The organism is Actinokineospora sp. NPDC004072 (assembly GCF_053604195.1).
Genome location: NZ_JBSGHB010000005.1, coordinates 332,292 through 354,416, shown reverse-complemented (window position 1 = coordinate 354,416; position 22,125 = coordinate 332,292). Strand labels below are relative to the sequence as shown.

The 22,125-nt window shown below is 71.7% G+C and carries 25 protein-coding genes, 1 tRNA gene and 2 pseudogenes; 14 read left to right on the top strand and 14 right to left on the bottom strand.

The annotated features are described in order from the left end of the window. Positions 1 to 43 precede the first annotated feature (43 nt). The 3 genes from ACWEPX_RS10690 (at position 44) to ACWEPX_RS10680 (ending at position 2,304) form a co-directional block, all read left to right on the top strand. Positions 44 to 751 (top strand): DUF3105 domain-containing protein, encoded by a 708-nt coding sequence (locus tag ACWEPX_RS10690; RefSeq protein ID WP_451896870.1) that lies wholly within the window; start codon positions 44 to 46, stop codon positions 749 to 751. A gap of 66 nt (positions 752 to 817) precedes the next feature. Further along, entirely contained in the window at positions 818 to 1,648 is an 831-nt protein-coding gene (locus ACWEPX_RS10685; RefSeq protein ID WP_451896869.1) for a DUF3105 domain-containing protein, read from the top strand. Then, positions 1,645 to 2,304, top strand: coding sequence for a DUF305 domain-containing protein (locus tag ACWEPX_RS10680; protein ID WP_451896868.1), 660 nt, complete (start codon positions 1,645 to 1,647; stop codon positions 2,302 to 2,304). Before ACWEPX_RS10685 ends, ACWEPX_RS10680 begins: the two co-directional genes overlap by 4 nt. 15 nt (positions 2,305 to 2,319) lie before the next feature. On the opposite strand, the gene ACWEPX_RS10675 is transcribed toward ACWEPX_RS10680, so the two are convergent. The 3 genes and pseudogenes from ACWEPX_RS10675 to ACWEPX_RS10665 all read right to left on the bottom strand — a co-directional run. Next, entirely contained in the window at positions 2,320 to 3,213 is an 894-nt protein-coding gene (locus tag ACWEPX_RS10675) for a cation diffusion facilitator family transporter (RefSeq protein ID WP_451896867.1), read from the bottom strand. 127 nt (positions 3,214 to 3,340) lie between these two features. Next, the gene (locus ACWEPX_RS10670; protein ID WP_451896866.1) at positions 3,341 to 3,973 is read right to left on the bottom strand and encodes an oxidoreductase; all 633 of its coding nucleotides are present in this window, start codon (positions 3,971 to 3,973) and stop codon (positions 3,341 to 3,343) included. Positions 3,974 to 4,148: 175 nt separating this feature from the next. Next, positions 4,149 to 4,334 (bottom strand): annotated as a pseudogene (locus ACWEPX_RS10665) (oxidoreductase); the annotation flags it as partial. A gap of 162 nt (positions 4,335 to 4,496) precedes the next feature. Between ACWEPX_RS10665 and ACWEPX_RS10660 the strand changes: the two are divergent. Beyond that, positions 4,497 to 4,979, top strand: coding sequence for a MarR family winged helix-turn-helix transcriptional regulator (locus ACWEPX_RS10660; RefSeq protein ID WP_451896865.1), 483 nt, complete (start codon positions 4,497 to 4,499; stop codon positions 4,977 to 4,979). Here the strand turns inward: ACWEPX_RS10660 and ACWEPX_RS10655 are convergent. Further along, positions 4,976 to 5,410 (bottom strand): nitroreductase family deazaflavin-dependent oxidoreductase, encoded by a 435-nt coding sequence (locus ACWEPX_RS10655; protein WP_451896864.1) that lies wholly within the window; start codon positions 5,408 to 5,410, stop codon positions 4,976 to 4,978. The two genes, ACWEPX_RS10660 and ACWEPX_RS10655, sit on opposite strands and share 4 nt — an antisense overlap. A gap of 74 nt (positions 5,411 to 5,484) precedes the next feature. Here ACWEPX_RS10655 and ACWEPX_RS10650 point away from each other — a divergent pair, with 74 nt between their 5' ends. Together ACWEPX_RS10650 and ACWEPX_RS10645 are read left to right on the top strand one after the other, a co-directional pair. After that, the gene (locus tag ACWEPX_RS10650) at positions 5,485 to 7,404 is read left to right on the top strand and encodes a glycogen debranching N-terminal domain-containing protein (RefSeq protein WP_451896863.1); all 1,920 of its coding nucleotides are present in this window, start codon (positions 5,485 to 5,487) and stop codon (positions 7,402 to 7,404) included. Positions 7,405 to 7,471: 67 nt separating this feature from the next. Next, entirely contained in the window at positions 7,472 to 7,786 is a 315-nt protein-coding gene (locus tag ACWEPX_RS10645) for an STAS domain-containing protein (protein WP_451896862.1), read from the top strand. Positions 7,787 to 7,887: 101 nt separating this feature from the next. Here the strand turns inward: ACWEPX_RS10645 and ACWEPX_RS10640 are convergent, their stop codons facing one another. Then, the gene (locus tag ACWEPX_RS10640; RefSeq protein ID WP_451896861.1) at positions 7,888 to 8,361 is read right to left on the bottom strand and encodes an MSMEG_6728 family protein; all 474 of its coding nucleotides are present in this window, start codon (positions 8,359 to 8,361) and stop codon (positions 7,888 to 7,890) included. A gap of 60 nt (positions 8,362 to 8,421) precedes the next feature. Next, on the bottom strand, positions 8,422 to 9,009 hold the full coding sequence (locus ACWEPX_RS10635) for an HSP18 transcriptional regulator (protein ID WP_451896891.1): 588 nt from the start codon (positions 9,007 to 9,009) through the stop codon (positions 8,422 to 8,424). 148 nt (positions 9,010 to 9,157) lie between these two features. On the opposite strand from ACWEPX_RS10635, the gene ACWEPX_RS10630 reads away from it, so the two are divergent. Together ACWEPX_RS10630 and ACWEPX_RS10625 are read left to right on the top strand one after the other, a co-directional pair. Next, positions 9,158 to 9,580 carry an Hsp20/alpha crystallin family protein gene (locus ACWEPX_RS10630; protein WP_451896860.1) on the top strand — a complete coding sequence of 141 codons (423 nt, stop codon included), beginning with the start codon at positions 9,158 to 9,160 and terminating at the stop codon, positions 9,578 to 9,580. Between the two features lie 2 nt (positions 9,581 to 9,582). Continuing rightward, complete coding sequence (locus tag ACWEPX_RS10625; RefSeq protein WP_451896859.1) at positions 9,583 to 9,978, top strand: DUF6292 family protein; 396 nt, start codon at positions 9,583 to 9,585, stop codon at positions 9,976 to 9,978. A gap of 65 nt (positions 9,979 to 10,043) precedes the next feature. On the opposite strand, the gene ACWEPX_RS10620 is transcribed toward ACWEPX_RS10625, so the two are convergent. Next, positions 10,044 to 11,141, bottom strand: coding sequence for an ABC transporter ATP-binding protein (locus tag ACWEPX_RS10620; RefSeq protein WP_451896858.1), 1,098 nt, complete (start codon positions 11,139 to 11,141; stop codon positions 10,044 to 10,046). A 285-nt stretch (positions 11,142 to 11,426) separates the two neighbouring features. On the opposite strand from ACWEPX_RS10620, the gene ACWEPX_RS10615 reads away from it, so the two are divergent. From ACWEPX_RS10615 to ACWEPX_RS10600, 4 genes are all read left to right on the top strand, one after another. Beyond that, complete coding sequence (locus ACWEPX_RS10615; RefSeq protein ID WP_451896857.1) at positions 11,427 to 12,734, top strand: ABC transporter substrate-binding protein; 1,308 nt, start codon at positions 11,427 to 11,429, stop codon at positions 12,732 to 12,734. Positions 12,735 to 12,798: 64 nt separating this feature from the next. Next, positions 12,799 to 13,770: a carbohydrate ABC transporter permease gene (locus ACWEPX_RS10610; protein WP_451896856.1), complete on the top strand. Its 972-nt coding sequence runs from the start codon at positions 12,799 to 12,801 to the stop codon at positions 13,768 to 13,770. Beyond that, complete coding sequence (locus ACWEPX_RS10605; protein WP_451896855.1) at positions 13,767 to 14,591, top strand: carbohydrate ABC transporter permease; 825 nt, start codon at positions 13,767 to 13,769, stop codon at positions 14,589 to 14,591. Before ACWEPX_RS10610 ends, ACWEPX_RS10605 begins: the two co-directional genes overlap by 4 nt. A 69-nt stretch (positions 14,592 to 14,660) precedes the next feature. Further along, positions 14,661 to 14,732: transfer RNA gene (locus tag ACWEPX_RS10600), tRNA-Arg, on the top strand. Between the two features lie 897 nt (positions 14,733 to 15,629). Here the strand turns inward: ACWEPX_RS10600 and ACWEPX_RS10595 are convergent. Next, a pseudogene (locus ACWEPX_RS10595) lies at positions 15,630 to 16,139 on the bottom strand (recombinase family protein); the annotation flags it as partial. Positions 16,140 to 16,274: 135 nt separating this feature from the next. Here ACWEPX_RS10595 and ACWEPX_RS10590 point away from each other — a divergent pair. Continuing rightward, positions 16,275 to 16,895 carry a hypothetical protein gene (locus ACWEPX_RS10590; protein WP_451896854.1) on the top strand — a complete coding sequence of 207 codons (621 nt, stop codon included), beginning with the start codon at positions 16,275 to 16,277 and terminating at the stop codon, positions 16,893 to 16,895. Here the strand turns inward: ACWEPX_RS10590 and ACWEPX_RS10585 are convergent. Beyond that, positions 16,864 to 17,349 (bottom strand): hypothetical protein, encoded by a 486-nt coding sequence (locus ACWEPX_RS10585; protein WP_451896853.1) that lies wholly within the window; start codon positions 17,347 to 17,349, stop codon positions 16,864 to 16,866. The genes ACWEPX_RS10590 and ACWEPX_RS10585 overlap by 32 nt on opposite strands. Positions 17,350 to 17,646: 297 nt before the next feature. Here ACWEPX_RS10585 and ACWEPX_RS10580 point away from each other — a divergent pair, with 297 nt between their 5' ends. Beyond that, positions 17,647 to 17,931, top strand: a complete 285-nt coding sequence (locus ACWEPX_RS10580) for a helix-turn-helix domain-containing protein (RefSeq protein ID WP_451896852.1) — start codon at positions 17,647 to 17,649, stop codon at positions 17,929 to 17,931. 34 nt (positions 17,932 to 17,965) lie between these two features. Here the strand turns inward: ACWEPX_RS10580 and ACWEPX_RS10575 are convergent, their stop codons facing one another. Genes ACWEPX_RS10575 through ACWEPX_RS10555 form a run of 5 tightly spaced genes read right to left on the bottom strand, consistent with a single transcriptional unit; the run spans position 17,966 to position 21,986 of the window. Continuing rightward, complete coding sequence (locus ACWEPX_RS10575) at positions 17,966 to 18,754, bottom strand: deazapurine DNA modification protein DpdA family protein (protein ID WP_451896851.1); 789 nt, start codon at positions 18,752 to 18,754, stop codon at positions 17,966 to 17,968. Continuing rightward, entirely contained in the window at positions 18,751 to 19,272 is a 522-nt protein-coding gene (locus ACWEPX_RS10570; protein ID WP_451896850.1) for a VUT family protein, read from the bottom strand. Before ACWEPX_RS10570 ends, ACWEPX_RS10575 begins: the two co-directional genes overlap by 4 nt. After that, entirely contained in the window at positions 19,269 to 20,063 is a 795-nt protein-coding gene (locus ACWEPX_RS10565; RefSeq protein WP_451896849.1) for a recombinase family protein, read from the bottom strand. Before ACWEPX_RS10565 ends, ACWEPX_RS10570 begins: the two co-directional genes overlap by 4 nt. Beyond that, the gene (locus ACWEPX_RS10560; protein ID WP_451896848.1) at positions 20,060 to 20,941 is read right to left on the bottom strand and encodes a DNA methyltransferase; all 882 of its coding nucleotides are present in this window, start codon (positions 20,939 to 20,941) and stop codon (positions 20,060 to 20,062) included. The genes ACWEPX_RS10565 and ACWEPX_RS10560 overlap by 4 nt, the downstream gene beginning before the upstream one ends. A gap of 52 nt (positions 20,942 to 20,993) precedes the next feature. After that, positions 20,994 to 21,986: a hypothetical protein gene (locus ACWEPX_RS10555; RefSeq protein WP_451896847.1), complete on the bottom strand. Its 993-nt coding sequence runs from the start codon at positions 21,984 to 21,986 to the stop codon at positions 20,994 to 20,996. Positions 21,987 to 22,125: the final 139 nt, after the last annotated feature.

Below are 22,125 nucleotides of genomic sequence, written 5' to 3'. Positions count from 1 at the left end.
GAGCCGTCACCAGCGCGTTCACCGGACCCTAGACTCTGCGGGCATGGTCTTGCCTTCGCGCACGCGCGCGGTCCCCGCGGTGCTCGCGGCCCTGCTGCTGACGGCGTGCGGATCGTCCGTCCCCGGTGTGCCGGTCAGCCCGCCGAAGCAGTCCGACCAGGGCGAAGCGGGCGACCCGGGGCACGGCGACGCCCCGGCTGGCGACCCGACCGAGGGCATCGACGGCGTCCTGCGGATCGACTACCGGGCGGGCAGCGCGCACGTCGACGCCCCGCAGCGCGTCGCCTACGACCGCCTGCCACCCCTGGGCGGCGCGCACGACTCCTTCTGGGCGCCGTGCATGGGCAGCGTCTTCACCGTGCCGGTCCGCACCGAGCACTTCGTCCACTCGATGGAGCACGGCGCGGTGTGGATCACCTATGACCCCGAACGGGTGAAAGGCGTCGAGCTGGCCGCGCTCGCCCGGCGGGTGGAGGGCCAGCCGTACATGGTGATGTCGCCCTTCCCCGGCCAGGAGAGCGCCGTGTCGGTGCAGTCCTGGGGCAGGCAGCTGGCCGTCGACACCGTGGACGACCAGCGGATCGACCGCTTCGCCGCGGCCGTGCGCGCCAACCCCGAGCTGGCCCCGGAACCGGGCGCGAGCTGCATGGGCCTGGGTCCGGACCACTTCGACGAGAACGACCCGCCGCCGTTCGTCGCCGAGCCGCCCGGCCCGGACGCCGTTCCGGTCACGGCCGTGCAAGGCGGTTGACGGGAACAAAACACCCCGACCCTAAACTGACCGACGCAACCGGTGTCCCGAGACCCGAGGACGGGCATGGCCAACAAGACCAGGAACAAAGGCGGCAAGGCCGCGCTCAAGGCCGCTCGCGCCTCCGTCGTCTCGAAGAAGGGACCGCCCTGGGGCATGATCGCCGCGGTCACCGCCGTCGTGCTCATCGCCGTCGGCGTCTTCGGCTACGCCTACATGCAGATTGACTCGGTGAAGGAATTCACCGTATCCGAGGACAACCAGGACCCCTCGCAGAACATCGACGGCGTGGTGAAGGTCGAGTACGCGGGCAGCCAGCACGTCAACCCCGACCAGCGGGTCGCCTACGACCAGACCCCGCCGTTCGGCGGTCCGCACGACAACATCTGGGCCGACTGCACCGGCATCGTCTACCCGGTCGCCGTGCGCAACGAGAACATGGTCCACGCGCTGGAGCACGGCGCGGTGTGGATCGCCTACAACCCCGACAAGATCAGCGGCCCGGCGCTGGACACCCTCAAGGGCAAGGTCGAGGGCCAGCCGCACATGATGATGTCGCCGTACCCCGGCCTGGACCGGCCGATCTCGCTGCAGTCCTGGGGCCACCAGCTCAAGCTCGACGACCCCAACGACGAGCGCATCGACCAGTTCATCCGCTCGCTGCGGGCCAACCGCTTCCAGAACCCCGAGCCGGGCGGCCGCTGCGACACCAACGGCATCGGCTTCGACGCGGCCAACCCGCCGCCGTTCGTGGCCGAGGCCCCGGGCGCCGACGCGGTGAAGATGGACGGCACCGGCATCGTGCCGCCCACCACCGAGGCGGAGATGACCGGCACGACCACGGCCCCGGCCACCACGACCCCCGCCACCACGACGGCGGCCAAGCCATCGCAATGAGCCGGACCGGCGGCCGCGTGGCGGTCTACTCGATCGCCGCGCTCGCGGTGCTCCTCGTGGGCGCCGCGGTCGGCATGCTGATCACGCTCGGGGTCGTGCGGCCGGAGCCGACCCCGGGCCCCGGCTCGGTGGACGTCGGGTTCGCCCAGGACATGCGCGTGCACCACCTGCAGGCGATCACCATGGCCGGGCAGGCCCGCGACCGCAGCACCGACGAGCAGGTCAGCGGCCTGGCCTTCGACATCGAGTCCACCCAGCTGGAGCAGAGCGGCCGCCTGGCCGCCCTGCTGGCGGTGTGGGACCAGCCGGAGCTGCCCGCCCCGGGCGAGCCGCACATGCGCTGGATGCCCACCGCCACCCACGGCGGCCACGGCGGGGGCGGGTCCGGGAGCACCCGGATGCCCGGCATGGCCACCACCGAGGAGCTGACCAAGCTGAAGTCGCTGTCCGGCCGCGAGCTGGACGTCTACTTCCTGCAGTTGATGCTCCGCCACCACCTGGGCGGCCTGGAGATGGCCCGCTTCGCCGCGGTCAACGCCACCAACGACTACGTGCGCCTGCTGGCCGACAAGATCGCCCAGGCGCAGGACGCCGAGACGGTCCTGCTGCGCGAGATGCTGGCCGAGCGCGGCGGCGAGCCCCTGCCCTTCCCCTAGCTTTCCCGCGGCCCCTCACCACTGCGGGCTGCACCGGTAGGCGGGGCCTTCCACCTGCAAGGTGGCGTGGTCGATGCCGTAGTCAGTGGCGAGCAGGTCGCGGGCGGCGGCGAGCACCGCGCCCGGGTCGCCGTCGGTGGCCAGGTGCGCCGAGGCGACCTCCATGCCGCTGGTCAGCGTCCACACGTGCAGGTCGTGGACCTCGGTGACGCCCGGCAGGGCGCCCAGCCGGGCGGTCAACTCGGCGACGTCGATGCCCTCGGGCGCGTGCTGGAACAGGATGCGCAGGGCGCGGCGGGCCAGGACGCACGTGCGGGGCAGCACCCACAGGCCGATGGCGACGCCGACGGCCGCGTCGGCGTAGTGCCAGCCGAAGGCGAGGGTGGCGGCGGCGCTGAGCAGCACGCCCAGCGAGCCGACGAGGTCGGCGAGGACCTCCAGGTAGGCCCCGCGGACGTTGATGCTCTCCTTCGCGCCCTCGCGCAGCAGCAGGAACGCCGCGATGTTGGCGACCAGCCCGACCGCGGCGGTCAGCAGCACCGGCAGCCCCGCGACCCGCGGCGGGTCGGTGATCCGGTCGACGGCCTCGACCAGCACGTACCCGGCGACGCCGAAGAGCAGGACGGCGTTGGCCAGGGCGGCCAGCACCTCGGCCCGGTAGAGGCCGAATGTCCGGTCGGGCTTGCGGACTGCGCGCCGGGCCGCGGTGATCGCCGCCAGCGCCAACCCGACGCCGACGACGTCGGTGAGCATGTGCGCGGCGTCGGAGAGCAGGGCCAGCGACGAGGTCGCCGCGCCCACGGCGAACTCGGCGGCCATCACGACCGCGCCGATGCCGAAGGCCCACCACAGCCGCCCGGCCAGCCGCCCGGACGCGCTGCGCGGCGCATGCCCGTGCCCGTGGCCCATCGCCCGCTCCTCCCGCAGCCCGCGACCAAAGTATTGTCACATGCGCATGCGTGCAATACCTGTCCGCTGGGCGGACGCGGGGCGGCCCCGCCCCCGCCCCCAGGTCGAGGGCGGGGCCGGAGCGGGGCTAGGCCAGGGCCGGGTAGTCGAGGTAGCCGCGGGTGCCGCCGCCGTAGTAGGTGGACGGGTCGGGCTCGTTGAAGGGGCCACCGCGGGCCAGGCGGGCGGGCAGGTCCGGGTTGGCCAGGAACAGGGCGCCGAAGGAGACGATGTCGGCCACGCCGTCGGCGACGAGGTCCACCTCGGGGTGCCCGGTCGGGCGGTCGCCGGTGTGCGGGTTGAGGATGAACGCGCCCGGGAAGGACTTGCGCAGGCGCAGGGCCAGCTCCCGGTCGCGCTCGACGACGTGCAGGTAGGCCAGGCCGAGCGGGGCCAGCTCCGCCACCAGCGCCGGGTAGGTGATGTCCGGGGATTCCTCGGCGATGTCGTTGTACGTCGAGCCGGGCGAGAGCCGCAGCCCCACCCGGTGGGCCCCGATCGCGTCGGCGACGGCCCGGGTCGCCTCGACCGCGAAGCGGATGCGCCCGGCGACCGAGCCGCCCCAGGCGTCCGTGCGCCGGTTGGTGTTCTCGGCGAGGAACTGCTGGATGAGGTAGCCGTTGGCGCCGTGCAGCTCCACACCGTCGAACCCGGCGTCGATGGCGTTGCGGGCCGCGGCGGCGAAGTCGGCGACGGTCGCGGTGATCTCGGCGTCGGTCAACGCGCGGGGTGACGAAATCCTTGAGGCCCTCGTGGGTGTAGACCGCGCCGTCGGCCCGCACCGGCGAGGGCGCGACCGGGTGCAGGCCGTCGGGCAGCAGCACCGGGTGGCCGATGCGGCCCGCGTGCATGAGCTGGGCGAAGATCCGGCCGCCCGCGGCGTGCACGGCGTCGGTGACCCGCCGCCAGGCGCGGACCTGCTCGGCGGAGTGCAGGCCGGGGGTGTCGGGATATCCCTGTCCGACCACCGAAGGCTGCGTGCCCTCGGTGATGATCAACCCGGCTCCCGCGCGCTGCGCGTAGTACTCGGCCATGTCGGCCCTCGGGCTTGCCCCAGCGCCATAAGCGCGGTTGCGGGTCATCGGCGCCATGGCGATGCGGTTGGCGAGCGGGAGACCGGCGAGATCGATCGGATCGAAGACAGTGCTCATGCCTGTCCGAACAGGTAACTGCGGGAGTCGCTTCCCGATCTTCGATTCTGTGGCGCAGCCCACAGTCCGCGGTCATCCGTAGGATGTCCGGACATGGGCGCAGACCAGCGACGACCGCCAACCGTGCCGGTGCCCGCCGCCGCGACCTGCGGGCCGGTCAGCCACGCCCTCTTCCGGCTGACCCGGCTGCACCGGATGGTCGCCGCCCAGCTCCTGCGCAGGCTCGGCCTGCACCCCGGCCAGGAGCTGCTGATGATGCACCTGTGGGACTGCGGCCCGCAGCGCCAGGCCGACCTGGCCGCCCTGCTCGGCTCCGACTCCGCGACGATCACCCGGACCGTGCGCAGGCTCGAACGAGGCGGCTTCGTGCGCTGCACCCCGAGCCCGACCGACGGCCGCTCGGTGATCGTCGCCCCCACCGCCGCGGGCAACGCCCTGCGCGCGGAGGTGGCGGCGATGTGGGACGAGCTGGAGCGGCGCACCACAGCGGGGCTGGACGAGGCAGGCGTGGACGCCGCCCTCGACGCCCTGCTGCGGATGGAGCGCAACCTGCGCGAGGCAGGCGCGGAGGGCTAGACCGGCTCCAGCACGAACACCGGGATCTGCCGGTCGGTGCCGCGCTGGTAGTCGGCGTAGTCCGGGTAGGCGGCCACGGCCTTCTCCCACCAGAACGCCTTCTCGTCGCCGGTGACCTCGCGGGCGCGCATGTCCTGCTTGCGCGGCCCGTCCTGCAGCTCGACCAGCGGGTGGGCCTTGAGGTTGTGGTACCAGACCGGGTGCTCCGGCGCGCCGCCCTTGGACGCGACGACGGCGTAGACGCCCTCGTGCTCCACCCGCATCAGCGGGGTCTTGCGGAGCTTGCCCGACTTGGCGCCCCGGTTGGTCACGATGACGACGGGCATGCCGCGCATCGTCGTGCCCTCGGTGCCCCCGGAGCTCTCGTACAGCTCGACCTGCTCCCGCACCCGCTTCTCCGGGCTGGGCTCGTACTCACCCTGCAGCGGCATCCCGCGCGTTCCTCTCTCGCGTCGTCGATCCCCCTCATCGTCGCCGAGGACGGCCCGGCCCGCACACTTGTCGAATGCGCCATCCCTTCGTGCACGACCTGGTCATCACCACCGCGGCGCCGACGGTGCTGCTCTGCGACCGCGACGGCCAGCTGCGCGGCACCGGCGCGCACGGGCTGCTGCACGGCGACCGCAGGGTGCTGTCCGGGGCGGTGCTGACCGTCGACGGCCGGGAGCCGGAGGTGATCGCCAGCCGCGGCGGCTTCGTCGGCCTGCTGCGCGACCTCGACCCCGGCCCGGACCCGGCCGCGCGGGTGCTGCGGCGGCGCGAGCTGCGGCCGGGCGCGCTGGTCGAGCGGCTGGAGCTGGTGCTGCCCGAAGGCGAGCACGTGGTCGAGGTGGCGCTGTGGGCGGACTTCGCCGCGATCGAGCACGTGCGCGCGGGCGCGGCCGACGACGCCGTCGCCCCGCTGGCCGACGGCTGGGCCGCGCGCGGGCTGCGGGTGCGGGTCGGCGCCCCGGGCGCCGAGGTGCTGGTCCGCGGGGACGAGCTGGTGCTGCGCTGGACGGCCACCGGATCGGGTGGTCTGGAGTGGACGCTCGAAGTGGACGACCCGGAGGCGGTGTTCGCCCCGGCGACCACGCGGGTGCCGCGCCCGCGGGTCGCCTGCGCCGACCCGCGGCTGGCCGCGGTCGTGGCCAAGGCGCTCGACGACCTGGACTCGCTGCTGCTCGCCGACGGCCCCGACGCCTTCGCCGCCGCGGGCGCCCCCTGGTACCTGACCCTGTTCGGCCGCGACAGCCTGTGGACCGCCCGGCTCGGCCTGCCGTGGACGACGGAGCTGGCGGGCTCCACCCTGCGCGTGCTGGCCGGGCTGCAGGGCACGCGGCACGACCCGGCCACCGGCGAGGCCCCGGGCAAGATCCCGCACGAGCGCCGCCGGGCGGGCTTCCGGCTCGGCGGCATGGTCCTGCCGCCGCTGTACTACGGCACGATCGACGCCACCGCGCTGTGGGTCTGCCTGCTGCGCGACGCCCACCGCCACGGCCTGCCCGAGGCCGAGGTCCGCGCCCTGCTGCCCGCGCTGCGCCGGGCGCTGGACTGGATCCGCGCCTCCGGCGGGCGCTACGTCGACGCGACCGGCCGGGGCCTGGCCAACCAGGGCTGGAAGGACTCCCCCGACGCCGTGCGCTTCGCCGACGGCCGCTTCGCCGAGCCGCCGATCGCCCTGGCCGAGGTCCAGGGCTACAACCACGAGGCGCTGGTCGCGGGCGCGGACCTGCTGGAGCGCTTCGGCGAGGACCCCGGCGACCTGCGCGCCGACGCCTCGGCCATCGCCGCGGACTTCCGGGCGCGCTTCTGGGTCGACGGCGTGCCCGCCCTGGCCGTCGACGGGACCGGCGCGCCGGTGGACTCCCCGGCCAGCAACATGGCCCACCTGCTCGGCACCGGCATCCTCACCGCCGAGGAGTCCGCCGCCGTCGCCGCCCGCATCGCCGAGCCGGACCTGACCACCACCTACGGGCTGCGCACGATGTCCGACCGGGTCGCCGCCTACAACCCGCTGAGCTACCACTGCGGCTCGATCTGGCCGCACGACACGGCCGTGGCCATCCGCGGGCTGGCCGCGGCGGGCTTCGCCGACCAGGCCGCCGACCTGGCCGTGCGGCTGCTGCGCGCCGGGGCCGAGCTCGGCGAGCTGCCCGAGCTGTACGCCGGGTGGGCCGACGCGCTGGTGCCGTACCCGGCGGCGTGCAGGCCGCAGGCGTGGTCGTCGGCGGCCGCGCTGGCGATCCTCACCGCCCTGCTCGGCCTGCGGATCGACGGCCGGGACATCGAGATCCGCCCGCCGCGGTCGATGCCGCTGGGCGCGCTGTCGGTCGCCGGGATCCCGCTGCCCGGCGGCGAACTCGCCGTCTCGGTGGCCGCCGACGGCACGGTCGAGCGGGTCAGCGCGCCCGCGGTGTACCGGATCACCGCGCCCGCCCCGTAAGATCGTCTCGTCGCCGGGGTTGAACCACCAGCCCGCGGCCGACCACCGAGGTCAGGCGGATGCTGGGATGGCTGAGAGGGCGACGGTCGCCGTGCTGGTGACCCTGCGCGCCGCGGGCCCGGCCGCCCGCGTCTGCGGGGCGCTGGACGCGACCACCACCGCGGCCGCGCTGGCCGAGCTGACCCCGCTGCTGCGCCTGCCCGGCCGCACGCTGGAGCTGGACCTGTCCGAAGTCGCCTTCTGCGACACGGCAGGGCTACGCATGCTGATCGACCTGCGCACGACGGTGGCGGCCCAGGGCAAGACCCTCGTCATCGCCGACCGCGGCGCGGTGGTCGCCCGCATGCTGGAACTGACCGGCACCGAGGCCCTGTTCCCCTAACCCGGCCAGACCCGCACACTCGAACCGACCGGCACCGAGCTTCTGGTCCCTGCACGCGGCACGCCCATGCCCGGACCGACCGGCGCCGAGCCGCTGCTCCCCTACCCCGCGTCCGCCACCCCCGAGCCCGGCCAGACGTAGGGCAGGTCCGGGGGGACGTCCGGGAACAGCGGGCGGTAGTGGTCGGGGGCCTTGCGGACCAGGGCGGACTGGTGGCTCAGGTGCAGGGCGGCGTCGCCCAGCCAGGGGGGTACCGCGCCTGCCGCGCACAGCTCCCACTGCCCGCGCACCTCGTCGACGCCTTTGGCGCGCTTGAGGTCGGCCCGCAGGGTGTCCGCGCAGGTGTCGGCGTGGCCCGCGGCCCGCCAGACCGCGCAGATCTCCAGGCCGTAGCGGACCAGGGCCTCCTCGTACCCGGCCCACATCCGCACGGCCGGGTGGCGGCGCCAGCCGTACCCGGGCACGGTCAGCCCGCGCAGGACCTGGATCGCCTCGACGCGCTGCTTGCCCAGGCGGCGGGTGTCGAGCACCCGGGCGGTCGCGGCGAAGTCGGCGTACGGCAGGAAGGTCTGCACTAGCGCATCACATCCATACCCGGGGACTACCCGCGGCCGCCGCTCCTCACACGGGTCCACTCAGGACTTGGCGGCCCGCTCGTCGCTGATCTCCCTGCGCACGCGGTCGGTCTGCTCGGCCAGCTCGGTGATCTGGTCGGCCAGACCGGGGTGGGTGGCGCGCAGGTGCGCGACGGCGGCGGACAGCGGGCCGAGCAGGTCGCGGGGGTCGTCGGCGCCCAGGGCGTCGTGGAGGCCGCGGCGGGTCTCCCCCGCCAGCCCGTCCACGGCGGCGACCTGGCCCGCCAGGCCGCGCAGGACCGCGCTGTTGCGCCTGGCCCACTCGGCCACGGCGCGGTCGCCCGCGCGCCGGTCGCGCTCGGCCCGCACCCGGCCCTCGCGGGTGGTCTGCTCGCCGTCCGGGCGCAGCCGCAGGTAGCGGCGCTCGGCGGCCTGGCGGCTGGTCACCCCGAGCGCGGGGGCCAGCCGGGTCCAGCTCACGCCCAGCTCCCGGGCCGCCGCGATCAGCCGCGGCTCCAGCTCGCCCAGGCGCGAGCGCAGGTGGCGCAGCACGATCAGCGCCGAGAGCACGTGCGCCGACTCGCCGGAGCCCTCGGCCACCTCGTGGATCAGCTCCAGCGGCGGGACGTCGCCGTAGTGCGCGCCCAGGTCGGCGCGTGCGGTCTCGTACTCGTCGGCCACCGGCTGCCCTTCGTCATCGTTCGGCTGACAACTGGGTTGTCGTCATTCCGACGACATGCTACAACGGAGGTGTGCCGCATTGACACCCCGAAGACCCGACCAGGAGGTGGAACCGATGTTGATGCGCACCGACCCGTTCCGCGAGCTGGACCGGCTCACCCAGCAGGTGTTCCAGGGCACGTGGACCAGGCCGACGACCATGCCGATGGACGCCTACCGGCAGGGCGACGAGTTCGTCGTCGTCTTCGACCTGCCCGGCGTCGCCCCGGACGCGGTGGAGATCGACGTCGAGCGCGACGTGCTGACCGTCAAGGCCGAGCGCAGGCCCGCCGCCGTCGACGCCGACGCCCAGACGCAGATCGCCGAGCGCCCGCACGGCGTCTTCTCCCGGCAGCTGTTCCTGGGCGACGCCCTGGACACCGACAACATCCGCGCCGACTACGACAACGGCGTGCTGACCCTGCGCATCCCGGTCGCCGAGCGGGCCAAGCCGCGTCGGATCGCGGTCAACGACGCGCCCAAGCAGATCGACGCCTGATCATGTCGGTCCCCACCATCACCGCGGAGGCCGTCGAGGAGGGGCTGCGCGGCTACCTCGCCGAGGTCGGCGGCCTGCTGGGCATCGGGCTGGAGTCCTGCGCCGTCGACCTCGGCCCGCCGCTGGCCGCCTACCTCGCGCTCGACCAGCGCCTGCCCGGCCACCCCGACCGCGACACCGCCCTGCTGTGGGACGAGCGGCGCGGGTGGTCGGCCGCGGTGGAGACGCACTCCGGCGAGGACCTGATCGTCGTGGCCTGCCTCGGCGACGACCCGCTGCCGCCGCCCGCCGCCGTCGCGCGGTTCCTGCGCGAGGTGGCCCGCGGCGCGCACCGCGGCGACGAGCCGCCCGGCGCGCCCGCCGACCTGTCCCGCCTGGCCGCCTACCGGCGGTGGTGAAGCGGGCGAACTGGAGCGAAATGGCCCCGGACCAGCAGGTCCGGGGCCATCGCAAGCGCTTGCGCCTAGATGAGGCGGTCGCCGGTCTCCGGGTGGAACAGGTGCACTTCCTCCGGGTGGCGCAGGGCCACGCGCACGACCTGGCCGAGCGCGGGCGGGGTGCGCCCGTCGACCCGCATGACCAGGCGCGAGCCGGGCTCGTTGGTGATCGTGCCGTGCACCAGCGCGTCGGCGCCGAGCTCCTCGACCAGCTCGACGGTGAGGTCGAAGGCGTGGGCGGTGTCGGCCGGGGCCAGGCTCAGCGACTCCGGGCGCACGCCCAGGGTCACCGACTGGAGCTGCTGGCGCGCGACGGCGTTGAAGGCGTCGCGGCTCAGCGGCACGGTCATCCCGCCGAGCAGCACGCCGTTGCCCGCCATCCTGGCCTCGCGCAGGTTCATCGCCGGGCTGCCCATGAAGCCCGCGACGAAGGCGTTGGCCGGGGTGTCGTAGAGCGCGCGCGGGGTGTCGCACTGCTGGAGCAGGCCGTCCTTGAGCACCGCGACCCGGTGCCCCATCGTCATCGCCTCGACCTGGTCGTGGGTGACGTAGATGGTGGTGGTGCCCAGCCGCCGCTGGAGGGCGGCGATGTTGGCGCGGGTCTCCACGCGCAGCTTGGCGTCGAGGTTGGACAGCGGCTCGTCCATGAGGAAGACCGCGGGGTCGCGCACGATGGCCCGGCCCATCGCCACGCGCTGGCGCTGGCCGCCGGAGAGGGCCTTGGGCTTGCGGCTGAGGTACTTCTCCAGGTCGAGCAGCTTGGCGGCCTCGGTGACCTTCTCGCTGATCTGGGCCTTGGGCATGCCCTGCAGCTTGAGCGCGAAGCCCATGTTCTGGGCGACGGTCATGTGCGGGTAGAGCGCGTAGGACTGGAACACCATGGCGATGTCGCGGCCCTTGGGCGGCACGTTGGTGACGTCGCGGTCGCCGATCCGGATGCTGCCCTCGTCGATGTCCTCCAGGCCGGCGAGCATGCGCAGCGCGGTCGACTTGCCCGAGCCCGACGGCCCGACCAGCACCAGGAATTCACCGTCCTCAACGGACAGATCGAGCTGGTCGACCGCGCGGACCGGCGGGGATCCCGCGTACACCCGCGATGCCGACTCGTACCGGACCTCGGCCACCTCGTCCTCCTTGCCAGAGCATGCGCCGTGAATGCATTCAGACGGCTTAGTCGCACAGCATGCCTCACGTTCGCCCGCAACACCAGAGCCGGGCGCGTGCGTATTTCGCCACTCCGTCAAGAATCGGTAACGAACCCGTACCCGACGGTACCTTCCACCCCCCACCCGGGGCACAGTGCCTCACACCGCGACGGGGCGGCATGCGCTGCCGCGCAACCGCTCCGTCTCTGAACCGATTCATATGGAGGCGCCGTGCCGACGCACCGGGCAGTAGGGACCACTCCCGTGCGCAAGATCCACCGTTCCACCGCGATCCGACTCGCCGCCATCGCCGCCGCCGCCGTGACCGCGGCCAGCTGCGGCTCCGGCGACCCCGCGCCCAGCCAGGGCGGCGGGACGCAGGCGCCTGCGGCGCTGGAGGGTGTCGGACCGATCAGCCTGGTGTCGGGCAAGGACACGTCCGGCAACATGCAGAAGCAGGTCGACGCCTGGAACGAGCTGCACCCCGACCAGAAGGTCACGATCATCGAGCTGCCGGAGTCGGCCGACCAGCAGCGCCAGCAGATGGTGCAGAACGCCCAGGCCAAGTCCGACGCCTACGGGGTGCTCAACCTCGACGTGATCTGGACCGCGGAGTTCGCCGCGAACCAGTGGGTCGTCGCCCTGCCGGAGAACGAGTTCCCGCTCGACAAGCTGCTCCCGGCCACGGTGGAGACGGGCAAGTACTTCAACAAGCTCTACGCCGTGCCGACCACCTCCGACGGCGGCCTGCTGTACTACCGCAAGGACCTGCTGGACTCCGTGGGCGCCCAGCCGCCGAAGACGTGGGCGGAGATGGAGGAGACCTGCGGCAAGATCAAGGCCAAGAACCCCGACATCGGCTGCTACGCGGGCCAGTTCGAGAAGTACGAGGGCCTGACGGTCAACTTCAGCGAGGCGGTCAACTCCGCTGGCGGGGTCGTCGTCGGTGACGACGGCAAGCCCAACGTCAACACCCCCGAGGCCCTGCGCGGCCTGGAGTTCCTGGTCAACGGCGTGAAGTCCGGGTCGATCCCGGCCGAGGCGCGCACGTACAAGGAGGAGGAGGGCCGCCGCGCGTTCCAGGCGGGCAACCTCGTCTTCCACCGCCAGTGGCCCTACCAGTACGCCCTGGCCAACGCATCGGACGGCTCGTCCAAGGTCAACGGCAAGTTCGCCGTCGCCCCGCTGCCCGGCCTCGACGGCCCCGGCGCCTCCACCCTGGGCGGCCACAACTACGCCATCAGCGCGTTCACCCCGAACAAGAAGACCGCGCTGGACTTCATCAAGTTCATGGTCGACGAGCCGCAGCAGCGCGCCAACCTGATGGCCACCTCGCAGGCGCCCACCTGGGCCGCGCTCTACGACGACCCGGAGCTGACCGAGAAGTTCCCGTACCTGCCGTTCCTCAAGGCGTCCATCGAGAACGCCAAGAAGCGGCCCGCGGTGGTCAAGTACCAGGAGGTCTCGACCGCCATCCAGGAGGCGGCCTACTCGGCCATGAGCGGCGACGTGCCGCCCGCGGACGCGCTGGCCGCCCTGCAGACCAAGCTGGAACAACTGACCGCGAGCTGATCGGCGCGGGCGGCCCCGGGAGCGACGCGCCCCCGGGGCCGCCCCCGTACTGGAGGACCCTCCCATGACCACCATGGTCGGAGCCCCGGTCGATCCCAAGCCCGACCCGACACCCCCCGGCGCAGGCCGCCGGGCAGGGGTCGGGCGGCTGGCCGCGCTCCTCGTATCCCCCACCCTCATCGTCCTGGCCCTGGTCGTCGCCTACCCGATCATCTCCGCGGTGCGCCTGGCGTTCTACCGCCAGAGCGACGGCATCGACCCGCAGACGGGCCTGATCATCCAGGGCGACGAGTTCGTCGGCCTGGACAACTTCCTCGACATGTTCCGCGGCGACACCGGGGACCGCTTCCTCAACGCGCTGCTGAACACCACCACCTTCACCATCGTCGCCGTCGGCCTCGAAGTCGTCGTCGGCGTGCTGATGGCGCTGGTGATGCACCGCGCCTTCCGCGGGCGCGCGCTCGTGCGGGCCAGCATCCTGGTCCCGTGGGCGGTCCCGACCGCCATCGCGGGCCTGCTGTGGCGCTGGATCTTCCAGGCCGACGGCGTGGCCAACGACCTAGTGCCCGGCGCCCCGGTGCTGTGGACCGCCGACGGCCCGCCCGCGTGGCTGGCCGTGGTGATCGCCGACACCTGGAAGACGGCCCCGTTCATCGGCCTGCTCGTGCTGGCGGGCCTGCAGGTCATCTCCAACGAGGTCTACGAGGCGGCGAAGCTGGACGGCGCGACGCCGTGGAAGACCTTCTGGTCGATCACCCTGCCGCTGGTCAAACCCGCCCTGCTGGTCGCGGTGCTCTTCCGCATCCTCGACACGCTGCGGATGTTCGACCTGCCGTACACGTTGATCGGCCCCGGAAAGGGCGCCACCGACACCGTCACCGTGCTCGCGTTCGAGGAGGCGGTGAAGTTCGGCAACTACGGGCAGGCGTCGGCCTACTCGGTGACCCTGTTCATCTACGTCGCCACCGTCGCGTTCGTCTTCGTCAAGCTGCTCGGCGCCGACGTCATCGGGGCCAGGACGGGGAGGAAGAAGTGAGCAAGGCCCGCTCCTGGCTGCCCTACCTGGGCATCGCCGCGATCGTCGTCTACTGCCTCGCGCCGTTCTACTGGATGCTGGTGTCGAGCCTGCGGCGCACCTCGGACCTGTTCTCCGGCAGCCCGCTGCCCAACCCGCTGAGCCTGGAGAACTACGAGGCCGCCTTCTCCCCGCAGAACGGCTTCCTGCGCTCCCTGGGCAACAGCTTCATCGTCGCGGGCATCACGACGGTCGCGGTGCTGTTCATCGGCATCCTGACCGCCTACGCCCTGGCGCGCTTGGACTTCCGGTTCAAGAACGTGGTCCTGGCGATCATCATCACCACGTCGATGTTCCCCGGGATCTCGCTGCTGGTGCCCCTGCTGGAGCTGTTCAACGCCATCGGCTGGTTCAACACCTACCAGGCGATGATCGTCCCCAGCATGAGCTTCGCCCTGCCGCTGGCGGTGTGGAACCTCACGGCCTTCTTCCGCCAGATGCCCACGGAACTGGAGGAAGCCGCCCAGATCGACGGCTGCACCCCGGCCCAGGCGTTCCGCAAGGTCATCCTCCCCCTGGCCGCCCCGGGCGTGTTCACCACCGCGATCATCACCTTCATCGCGGCGTGGAACGAGTTCATCATCGCCCTGTCGGTGGTCAACAAGCAGGAGCTGAAGACCGCCCCGGTCATCACCTCCCAGTTCACCGGCCAAACCAACTTCGACGCCCCCTTCGGCACCCAGATGGCCGCAGGCGTGATCGTGACGATCCCCCTGGTCATCCTGGTCCTCCTCTTCCAGCGCCGCATCGTCGCGGGCCTAACAGCCGGAGGCGTGAAGTAGCAGCTCAGCGTACGGGGCCGGCCCAATTTCCCCCACTCCGACCCCGTACGCTAGGCTTGCCGACGTTGGGCCCCCGTAGCTCAGGGGATAGAGCACCGCCCTCCGGAGGCGGGAGCGCAGGTTCGAATCCTGCCGGGGGCACACAACAGATGGGAACAGGGGGGACGAGCCGCTAGGCATCTCGTCCTTCTCGTTCACGTTGGTCTCGGTGCCATGCTTCTTGCCCGTTGGCTTCTTGAAGGGGAGCACCACCCCGCTCTCTTGCGTGGTCTGCTGAAGCGCTGGGAGCGTCTCGCCACTCAGCGTGATGCGGCAGACGGCGGTGTTGTCAGTCTTGTTGTAGTGGATCTCCAACCGGAGCGCCTCGAACAGCTTGCGGGCGAGGTCCTCCGGTAATGCGTCGAGGTCGCAGGCGCCGACGGGGAGCAAGCGGAGCAGGTCGGGGTTCTGCTGATCGTTGACCTGCTCTTCGAGGGTCTCCAGCTCGGCGGCCAGCTTGGCGCGCTCGGCCTTGATCTCGGCTCGACGGTTCTTGATGTCCTGGATGAGTTCCTGGTCCGGCTCTTCATCATCGTCGCCGGTGACTTCGAGGGTGCGGATCAGGCGCTTCTTGCGGGCGTCGAGGTCGGCGATCGACTTCTTGATCGCCGCGATGCGCTCGGTCCGTGTCTGCTCAGCCTGCATGTCCAGGTCGCGCAGGGCTGAGGAGAGCAGCTCCTGCCGGTACGGACCGAACACGTGGTGGCTGAGGAACTCGTTCAGGCCGTCGAGGAGCGCGACTTCGCGCACCCACAGGCTGTCCGGGTGCCCCTCGGGGACGTAGCCCTTCTTCGGCGCGCAGGCGTAGTACGCGTGCTGGCGGCGCGTCTTGCCGAACATCCGGCGACCGCAGATCTCACAGAACAAGTACGACCGCAGCCGGTAGGTGCGCTTGGTCTGCGGATGGGTGTTGGCGCCAGCCTGCGTGCGAGACCGTTCGCGCCGCCGGACGACCTGCTGGGCCGCGATGAAGTCCGTCAGGTCGATGATCTTCTCGTGCGTGGGCTCCGTGGACCAGACCCACTTCTCCATCGGGTTGGGGCTGCCGTTGCGCGTCTTCATCGCCCGCCGGTTCCAGACCATGTAGCCGGTGTACTTGGGCTGGTTCAGCACGTCCCGAACACTGCTCCACGTCCACCGGCCGACGGCTCGTTCGGGGTCTGGCGGGGTCGGCGGCGGGTTGGTCGCGAGGTCAAGGTTGAGTCGCTCCGCGATCGCCTCGTAGCTGAGCCGCTCGGTGATCCGCCAGTCGTAGATCTTGCGAACGACCGCGGCCTCGATCGGTTCCTTGACGAGCTTGCTCTTGGTCCGCGGACCGTTCCGACCCTTCCCCCGGTTCCCGGACCGGGCCCGCCCCGCTTGCTTGGCATCGCCCTTATCGGAGGCATGGTCGCTGTCGGAGTCCTTGTCGAGCCGGACCTGGACGGTGCGGTAGCCGTAGCACGCCTTGCCGACGTTGTAGCCCTGATCGGTGTGGGTCTCGAACCCGTCGCGAGCCCGCTTGATCATGTCCAGCGCGTACCACTCGGCGATGCCCTGCTTGACCCGTCGGGTGAGCACCGTGGTCGGGTCGATGAGCATGTCGGTGTCGAGCCGGATGGGTTCATCGGCGGCCCACAGTCCGACGTTGGCTGACTGGAGCTGGTGCTCCACGAGCGTGCCGTAGTAGGTCCGGCGTGCGATGCGGTCGATCTGTTCGCAGATGACTGCTTGGAAGCGCCGGTTGGGGCTGGCCGCCTCTTTGAGCAGATCGTGGATGCCGCCGTCACGCGGGATCGGGATGGCGAGCCGCTCGTGACGGTCGCCCCGGCCGCGCACATCGAGGTCTTTGCGCCCGGATTCGACGTCGTAGAAGTACGCGACGATGACGCAGCCCTCGGGCAGCGCTTCCTGCGAGATGCGCAGCTGGCGCAGCAGCGACCCGACGGGGTCCTGCTGGTCGTCAGTGGAGGTGCGTCCAAGAAACGCGACCGGGATCAAGGCCGGCGCGGCCGTGACCGCAGCCGAGTCGAAGCCGTCCCAGCCGGGACGGTACGGGCCCGTGACAGCGCTCAGGCCGCCTTGCTGGTTGAGCCATTCCTGGATTGCCTCTGGGCCAGCCATTGCGTCACCTCCATCAGTACTTGGGCCTGTTCCAGCCGGAGTCGTTCGGCTTCGGCGCCTTCGGCAATGCGAATGTCCAGCCGCATCTCCGGGTCGGCGGCTGGTTCGGGAAAGCGGTCGTTCGTGGGGGTCATCGAAGCGCCGGCCATTCCGGGCAGCTGAGCCCGAGCCAGGAGAAGGCCAGAGCGTTGGACGCGAGTTGTCCGGCCAGAGACAGGTCGCCGTCAGCGAACACAAACGGCGCGTTGGCTGCGCTCGCCGCGCGCAGAAGTGGGTGCCGCAGGCGTGGCTGCCGTGGGAGGCGATCGAGCGCGGCGCAGACGATCGCGTCGAACTCACGGTCCGGGTCGGCGACCCTGATAGCGAGCTCCAGGCAGTCGCCGCGTGGTGCGCCGAGCCGGGACTCGACGTCGCGGACGTCGAGACGGAAGCGGCTGTCGAGGGCATGCGGGGCGTCGTAGAACCACTCGGTCATCCCGCCGAGCTCCGCCGCTATCGCGCTGCAGGCACGGTACTGGCGGGACACGTCCGTCCCGGCTTTCTCGCCGGTGTGGTTGGTACGTCCGTAGAAGGCGAGCCGCATACGTGTCGGCCCGGAACCAGTGGTTCGGCTCATGACTCCGTTCCCTTCGGCGGTGCAGGCGACAGGTGGCTCCAGGCCGTATCGAGCACTGCGCGGCACGCGAAGGTCTCCTGCTCTCGATCGGAGAGCCAGACCGTCGCATGCCATCTGAATAAGGTAGTACCTAACTGAACAAGGCACAACACAACCAAGCTAGGTGTGTCTTGTTTCGAGTAGTCAGAGCGACGCGAACACGCCGGGAGGTCCGACGGATTCTCGGTGCTCATCCGGGAGACTGGGCGGCGATCGGCGCCCAAGAGGGGCGCCGGAGACAGGCAAGCGCGGGAAGGCGTGGCGGTGCAGCTTCGATGGCGGCTCAGGCAGGTGATGGCCTCCCGCGAAGTGTGGACAGGCAAGGAGCTGCGCGAGCTTCTTGCCCGACGCGCCAACTTCACCTTGTCCGCGCCGTCGGTGTACGCGCTGATCAACAACGAGCCGGTCCAGATGAAGACCGAAACCCTGCAAGCGTTGTGCACGGCGCTGCAGTGCACACCGAACGAGCTGTACGGGGTCACCCCTCCGCGCGAGGTCTCATTGGTCGAGCCGGAAGAGAATGATTCGCCGGCTGAGCACTGACGGGTCTGCTGCGGCGACGGTGTAGTGGTGACGCTCATGCGGCCCTCGCCAACGTTCTGCCGGGCTGATTCTCGGCAGCTTCGGCTTCGAGACCGAGCGTTTCCTGAATTCGGCGGTGCCAGCTGAGCGCGAACTGCAGACAGTTGGATTCGGTGCGGTGGCTGGCCGTGCAGCCTGGTACGTATCGGCCGCGCCTGCTCCATGACATCGAGTCCGAACTGGAGAGCGCCTCGGCGTACCGGTTCAGGCCGGAGAGCTTGACGCCGAAGCCGTGCAGGTTCAGGTTGCGCGTGGCGAAGGCGCGCATGATGCGCTCGACATCAGCTTCCCTTTGGCGCCTGCAAACCGTGCCCACGCCGACCAGCGGCGCTGACTCCAGGTCGACGCCGGCACGACCGTAGAGCTCGGCGCAGCGCTCGTAGTCCGCCAAAGTCCAGCCCTGCAACACAGGCACGAAGGGAAGCTCAGGCGCGAGCTCCCGCAGGCGAACGAAGTTGCGGACGGTTCGCCGTTGATGCTCGCGAACAGTAAGGCCAGTTCGCTTGAGGATGCTCTGCTCGCACATCCAGTCCTGGGGTGCGGCCCAGGTGAGGTTGCCGATCTCGTCGGCGTAGCGACGGACCGCCCGGACGTAGTCCTTCTCGTTGGTCTGCCAGCGACCGTGGAGCTGCAGTTCGGTGAAGCCGCCGGAGTCGAGCGCCCATTCGGTGATGGACCTGGGCAGGGTGCGGCGGTGGCCGAGCCGGCGGTGCGAGACCAGCAGCGGAATGTCGCGTACTCGCGTGAGCCAGATGGGTTGGTGAATGCCGAGGTAGAACTTCACGCCGGTACCGCCCTCCGGCGAGCGCGGACGCCAGCGAGCACGGCGACCGCAAGGACGGTGGTGATGGTCTTCCCGGCGAGTTGCCCGGCGAGGTAGGTCAGCGAGCCGAACGCCAGCGGCAGGAACAGCAGGCTGTCGGCGAGCAGCCCGACCGCGTTCGACAGGCCGACGGCGGCGAGGCGACTCCGGTCGCGCAGTGGGGTGTAGACGGCGAGGTCGACCAGCTCGGAGAGGGCGAAGGCCGTCGCGCTGGCGAGCGCGATGCGCGGCTCGGTGACCAGCCCGGACAACACCGTGCCTAGGGCGATCGCGAGCAGCGTTGTCCGGGTGCCGACGGCGTCCTGCAGGAGGTCCCGGACGGTGAATGCGAGCCCGGCGAAGAGCGCGCCCGCGGGAACGTGCAAGCCCGCGACCGTGACCGCTGGCCAGAGCGTGGTGGCCCAGTTCGCCCCGGCGATCGTCGCCGCGTAACCGGCGAACAGGACCATGGCGGCGAGGGTCCACTGGCGGGTGTTCATGCCGGGCTCGGTGGGGAGTCGGCCGGGTCCGTCGAGCCGGGCGAACCTTCGGCGAGGCCCGGCTGGGCACGATGGAAGGTGCGTTCGTCAACCAGTGGCTCGTGCACCTTCGGCGCCGATGTGACCCATTGCTCGATGGGCGCCGGGCGGCCGGCGACGGTGCGGGCCCAGACCTGGCGCCCGGTGTACTTGACGTTGGTGACAACCCGCCGGACCCCCTTGGCGGTCCAACGCCCGTTGGGCACAGGGGCGGGGTACTGGTGGGGGTCGCTGTTGAGTCGTGCGGCGATGACGGCGAAGCCCAGGCCGTGGTCGGCGCGCCAGATGAAGATCTGCTTGACGACTGCGGCGGTCTGCCAGTCCGGGACGAGGACCGCGCGTAGTTTGCTGTGTCCGCTGGGGTCGGTGACCCGGATGCGCAGGGCGCGGTAGCCGTAGGGCGGCGGCCCGATCTGGTAGCCGGCGCGGACGAGTTCGACCATCGCCTGACGGGCGCGGCGGGTGGTTTCGACGTGGTGCGCGGCGAGTGCTGCCCACTGGACTCGGTTGCCGCGAGCGTCGACCAGTTCGTCGTCAGGAGGCTGGCCGTCCGCGTCGATTTCGCTGTCGACGGCGGGGGTACCCGATGGGCTTGTCCACAGGGTTGCCCACAGGCGGGCCCACCACGGTGGACAGGTCTCGGCCACCGGTGTGCCGGCGCAGTGGTGACGACTGGCGGCGCGGAGCGCGGAGCGCTTGCGGCCGAACTCGGAGTGCCAGCCGCACTCGCGGCAGTACACGCGCGTGGTCATGCCGCTCGCCCCCAGCCGGGGTACTCGGCGCCGTTGACGGCGGGCCAGATGACCTCGTCCTCGGTCGGCCACGGGATGCCGGCTGCCGCGGTGGCCGCGAGTTCGGCGTCGTGGGTCAGTTGGAAGACGAGCACCTCGTGGTGCGCGGTGAGCGCGGTCGGCGTACCGGCGGCGCGGGCTCGGGCGGCGGCGCGACGCTCGGCGAGTGAGGCGCTGGTGACCAGTCGGCTGCCGCGCAGGCTGGCGGTCAGCGCGATGCACCGCTCGACCGGGGCCAGCCCGGCTGCGGCTGCGGCGGCGATGAGCGGGGTGGTCAGGTCGACCAGCGCGCCGTCCGGATGCCGCAGGGGTCGCGTCACGATGGCCACGTGCCCGCCGGAGCGCAGCAGCGGCTCGCAGTAGAGCAGCGTCGTGGCGAGGTCGGCGAGGGCGGACTCGACCGGGTCGCGGTCCGGACCGTTCGCGCGGTCCGGCGCGGTGCGCAGGGTGGTCAGGACGAGTCCGACTCGCCCGATCAACCCGGCGGCCCGGACGGTCGCGAGCACCTTCGGTCGGGCGTCGAGGACCGAGCCGTCGCGCCACGCGCCCGCGGTCTTGGCGGCGGTGACGTTGGCGCGAGCGAGGGTCCACCACCGGGTGCGGGCGGTGAGTCCGAGCGCGTGACGGCCGGCGCGCAGCGCCTCAACGAGGACGGCGCCCGCGCCGCAGTCCGGGTCGAGAACGAGGTCGCCGGGACGGGTGTAGGTGGCGATCGCGTGGGCGGCGACGGCGGGCGGAATCCGGTCGATGTCGGTCTCGGTGCCGAACACACAGCCGGCGTCGCGCAGCTGCGCGAGCGGGTCGCGCTGGCCGGTCGGCCAGACCGACAGCGGCGGCATCGGCGGCTCCTCCCCCGGCGGCAGGGGGAGCGGCCAAGGCGACGTGGGGCGGTCATTCATCGGAGGTCTCCTCCCCGTCGGCGGCGTCGGTCAGGGCCGGCTGGCGAGTGAACACCAAGAGGTCGTCATGCACCTGGGTGTGCCGAGCGGGCGTCGCGAGCGGTCGCGCTGGCCCCTGCGATCGGGGGTGCGAGGCCGGGGTCGCGACCGCGAGGGCGCCGTCGCGGACGGGGACGCGCAGCAGGGCGATGCGATCGAGGTAGCGCAGTCCGGCGTGCTGCGCGGCGCGCACCAACGAGCCGGCGGGGTCGGTGAGCCGATCACGGGAACGGTCACCGTGAGTGATGACGGCGAGGGTGCCGGTCGGGGTGAGCAGACCGGCCCAGTCGGCCGGACGGAACCAGTCGAGGGTGCGCGGGTCGGCCGCGGTGATGACGAGGTCGTAGCGGTCCGGACCCGCGCCGGTCGCGGTCGAGTCCGGTCCGGGACGGCGGTGTGTCGACGGCCCGGCGGGCTGGTCGGTGGTCGGACTGTCGGTGCGCGGTCGGGGTCCGGACTCGGACTCGACCGACCCGTCAGCGGAGTGTTCGTCTACCGGGTCGGGGTGCGCGACGGCGGTCTGGGTTTGGACGCCGCGGCCGAGTCGGACCACCGTCCAGCCCGCTTCGTGTAGTCCGGCGTACGGGCCGGGCCGGGACTGGTTGCGGCCCCCGGTTGGCGACCACGACGAGGGTGGGGCGAGGTAGGGCGCGGGGTCGAGCAGGAGCACCCGCTGGCCGGGCTGGGTGTAGGTGGTGACGAGCTTGATGACCGCGGTCAGCAGCCAGTTGGCGAGCAGTCCGGTGCCCTCGCGGAGGTCGTCCTGAGCGCACGGCCAGACGGTGCTCGGCCGAGCGGGACGCGGGTGGCGCAGGTTGAGGCGCAGGGCGCGCAGGCGCGGTGTTCGCCGCCTCTGCGGTAGAGGGATCCGGACGGTTGGGGGGTCGGTCGGGCCGTGCTCCTGGGAGCCGTCTCCCGGTGAGTCGTGGCCGTGTGTCGGGGTCATCGCGGGTCTCCTCCGACGGATGGGTGCCGTGCGTTCTGACGCCCCTTAACTCCGTATTTCGACCCCGTTTTGGACACGCCCCGCCAAATTTCCTTGCACCGCGCCCACTCGGGTCAATCGCGACTCGACGCGATTCGAA